Origin of the sequence: Xanthobacter autotrophicus, from assembly GCF_030015065.1 — a bacterium.
In the GTDB taxonomy this organism is placed as follows: Bacteria; Pseudomonadota; Alphaproteobacteria; order Rhizobiales; family Xanthobacteraceae; genus Xanthobacter; species Xanthobacter autotrophicus_D.
In genome coordinates this window covers 1-3,631 of sequence record NZ_JAIVFN010000209.1, presented here as the reverse complement: position 1 = coordinate 3,631, position 3,631 = coordinate 1, and the positions used below count along the sequence as shown (strand labels likewise).

General features: G+C 66.8%; 4 protein-coding genes. 2 read left to right on the top strand and 2 right to left on the bottom strand.

Features of this window, described 5'->3' with window-relative positions; genetic code table 11:
- Positions 1 to 25: 25 nt before the first annotated feature.
- Positions 26 to 1,474 (bottom strand): allantoinase PuuE, encoded by a 1,449-nt coding sequence (gene puuE, locus K9U40_RS22285; protein WP_282892295.1) that lies wholly within the window; start codon positions 1,472 to 1,474, stop codon positions 26 to 28.
- A 3-nt stretch (positions 1,475 to 1,477) separates the two neighbouring features.
- Positions 1,478 to 1,831 carry a hydroxyisourate hydrolase gene (gene uraH, locus K9U40_RS22280; protein ID WP_282892294.1) on the bottom strand — a complete coding sequence of 118 codons (354 nt, stop codon included), beginning with the start codon at positions 1,829 to 1,831 and terminating at the stop codon, positions 1,478 to 1,480.
- Between the two features lie 88 nt (positions 1,832 to 1,919).
- On the opposite strand from uraH, the gene K9U40_RS22275 reads away from it, so the two are divergent.
- Together K9U40_RS22275 and K9U40_RS22270 are read left to right on the top strand one after the other, a co-directional pair.
- Positions 1,920 to 2,075 (top strand): hypothetical protein, encoded by a 156-nt coding sequence (locus K9U40_RS22275; RefSeq protein WP_282892293.1) that lies wholly within the window; start codon positions 1,920 to 1,922, stop codon positions 2,073 to 2,075.
- A 129-nt stretch (positions 2,076 to 2,204) separates the two neighbouring features.
- Positions 2,205 to 3,596, top strand: a complete 1,392-nt coding sequence (locus tag K9U40_RS22270; RefSeq protein WP_282892292.1) for a nucleobase:cation symporter-2 family protein — start codon at positions 2,205 to 2,207, stop codon at positions 3,594 to 3,596.
- Positions 3,597 to 3,631: the final 35 nt, after the last annotated feature.

The window sequence follows — 3,631 nt, the reverse complement described above, 5'->3', positions numbered from 1 at the left end:
GGCTGGGGCACGGGGAACACCTTGTTCATGCGGCCTCCGGGAGCATCTGGTCCAGCCGGAGCCGGGCGATGCGCTCGATCTGTGTGAGGGCTTCGGCCACCTCTTCCTCGCGGTCGTGGGCGAGCCGGCGCGCGAAGGCGTCGAGGATCTCGGCCTTGGTGCGGCCGCGGATGGCCATGATGAAGACGAAGCCGAACTTCGCCACATAGGCGTCGTTGAGGGCGGAGAAGCGGGCCTTCTCTTCCGCCGTCAGCTGGTCGAGCCCGGCGGAGGCCTGTTCGGCGGCGGACTCGGCGGTCAGCAGCCTGGCTTCGGCGAGCTTGCCGGCGAGGTCCGGATGGGCGTGGATCACCGCCATCTGCTTCTCGCGCGGGGCGGCGCGCATCACCGCGGCAAGGGCGGCGTGGAGCCCTTCCGCGGTGTCCTCGCGGGGGGTGAGGCCCTTGTCGTAGGCGCCTTCCGCGATCCAGGGGGAATGCTCGAACACGCCGCCGAACCGCTCCACGAACAGGCCGCGCGGCATGAAGGTCGGCTTGTAGCCGCCGGCCGGCGGGTGGGTGGCGATCCAGTGGCGGGCGATGTCGATGCGCCGCGCCACCCACACCTTCTCATGGCCGGCGATGTAGTCGAGGAAGCGGGCAAGGGCCTGGGCGCGGCCGGGGCGGCCGACAAGGCGGGGGTGGAGGCCCACGGACATCATCTTCGGCGCGCTTTCGCCTTCGGCATAGAGCAGGTCGAAGCTGTCCTTGAGATAGTCGAAGAAGTCGGTGCCGGTGCCGAAGCCCGCCGCCACCGAGAAGCGCATGTCGTTGGCGTCCAGCGTATAGGGCACCACCAGCTGCGGCCCCCTGGGACCAAAGATCCAGTAGGGCAGTTCATCCGCGTAGCTGTCGGCGGAATAGAGGAAGCCGCCTTCCTCCATCACCAGGGGCACGGTGTGCTCGGCTGAGCGGCCCTGGTAGAAGCCCAGCGGCCGGGAGCCGGTGACCTGGGTGTGCAGGCGGACGGCCTCCGCGATGTGCTCGCGCTCGGCGTCGCGGGTGAAGTCCTTGTATTCGAGCCATTTGTAGCCGTGGCTCGCGATCTCCCAGCCGGCCTCCGTCATGGCGGCGACGGCCTCCGGGTTGCGGGCGAGCGCGGTGGCGACGCCGTAGACGGTCACCGGCATGGCACGCTGCGTGAACAGGCGGTGCAGCCGCCAGAAGCCGGCCCGAGCGCCGTATTCGTAGATGGACTCCATGTTCATGTGCCGCTGGCGGGACCAGGGCTGGGCGCCGATGATCTCGGACAGGAAGGCTTCCGAGGCGTTGTCGCCGTGGAGGATGGAACTCTCGCCACCCTCCTCGTAATTCACCACGAACTGGACGGCGATGCGCGCTTCCCCCGGCCAGCGGGCGTGGGGCGGATTGCGGCCATAGCCGATGAGGTCGCGCGGGTATGGCCGGCCGGTGACGGGATCGCTGGGAGCGGTCATGGCTCACGAGCCCCGATAGGTCGAGTAGCTCCACGGAGAGCACAGGAGCGGCACGTGATAGTGGCCGTCGTCCGCAAGCGAGAAGCGCAGGGGCACCACGTCGAGGAAGGGTGGATCGGAGACCGGCGCGCCGGTGGCGCGGAAATGGGCGCCGACATGGAACAGGAGCTCGTAGGTCCCACTCTTGAAGTCATCGCCGGCGAGCAGGGGCGTATCGGTCCGCCCATCCGCGTTGGTCCGGCGCTCGGTGATAAGCGTGCGGGCTCCATCTGGTTCCAGGCGGTAAAGCTCCACCGCGATATTGGCCGCCGGCCCTCCGGCGACGGTGTCGAGTACGTGCGTGGACAGGCGCCCCATTTTTTCCTCGCAGGCCGGAGCCGGATCCGGTCGGATTGAAACGATCCGACCGGTGAATCCGTCTCCAAAATCCAAGAAAGAGAACGCGTTGCCCGATCAGCTTGCGCCGCAAGCCGACCGGCGCGTGCTCTTGCGGGCAAAAGCTCCGCTGCAGGGCAGCATAACCCGGCTGCGGGCGATCAATTTTCCGAAAAAATCGGAAGATATTCCGATTATGCAACGGTTTTCACATGGCCGGTTTTGATCTCTGATTAGGCATGCCGTTGCGTTGAGCACTTCCTTCGACCCGGTGCTGCGCCACCCTTGCAAGATGGCGCCAATAAACGAGAACGCCCTTCCGAACCCGACCCGATCGCCTTTCCAGGGGGATTTCATGTCCGAAGCCGTTCATCCCGTAGACGAGATACTTCCAGCTCCGAAACTCGCCGTCCTCGGCCTCCAGCACGTGCTCGTCATGTATGCGGGCGCCGTGGCGGTGCCGCTCATCATCGGCCGCGCCCTGAAGCTGCCGCCCCAGGACGTCGCCTTCCTCATCAGCGCCGACCTGTTCGCCTGCGGCCTCGCGACGCTCGCCCAGTGCCTCGGCCTCTTCGGCGTCGGCATCCGCCTGCCGGTGATGATGGGCGTCACCTTCGCGTCGGTCGGCCCCATGCTCTCCATGGCGGCGAGCCCGGAGATCGGCCTGCTCGGCATCTACGGCTCGGTGATCGCGGCAGGCGTCTTCGGCATCATCGTCGCGCCCTTCGTTTCGCGCCTGCTGCCCCTGTTCCCGCCGGTGGTGACCGGCACCATCATCCTCATCATCGGCATCTCGCTGATGCGCGTCGGCATCAACTGGGCGGGCGGGGGCATCCCCTTCCTGACCCAGACCATCGACGGCAAGGTGGTGCAGGTGGCCAATCCCAATTACGGCCAGCTCCAGGGCCTCGGCATCTCCCTGTTCGTGATGCTGGTGATCCTCGGCCTCATCAAGTGGGGCAAGGGTTTCCTCGCCAATGTGGCGGTGCTGCTCGGCATCATTGCCGGCGGGGTGCTGGCGACGGTCCTCGGCATCATGCATTTCGAGAAGGTGGCGTCCGCGCCGTGGTTCGACCTGATCCTGCCGTTCCACTTCGGCATGCCCACGTTCCACCTCGTGCCCATCATCACCATGTGCATCGTGATGGTGGTGGTGATGATCGAATCCGTCGGCATGTTTCTCGCTCTGTCGGACATCACCGGCAAGCCGGTGGACCAGAAGGCGCTGACCAAGGGCCTGCGCGCCGATGGCGTCGGCACGTTCCTCGGCGGCATCTTCAACACCTTCCCCTACACCTCCTTCTCGCAGAATGTGGGCCTCGTCGGCGTCACCGGCGTGCGCTCGCGCTGGGTGACGGTGACGGGCGGCCTCATCATGCTGGGCCTCGGCCTGCTGCCGAAGATGGCGGCGCTGGTGGAAGCCGTGCCCCAGGTGGTGCTCGGCGGCGCGGGCCTCGTGATGTTCGGCATGGTGGCGGCCACCGGCGCGCGCATCCTCACCGGCGTGGATTTCAAGACCAACCGCTTCAACCTGTTCATCGTCGCGGTGTCGGTGGGCTTCGGAATGATCCCGCTGGTCTCGCCGAACTTCTTCAAGAACCTGCCGCACGAGCTGCACCCGCTGCTGGAGAGCGGCATCCTGCTGTGCGCCATCGTCGCGGTGCTGCTGAACGTCTTCTTCAACGGCGTGAAGAGCTCCTCCACCGAGGAGATCGTCGCCGCGGCCAAGCAGGCCGAGGCCCACTGAGGCGCGGGGGCCGAGGGCGACGATCTCCTCGGTGG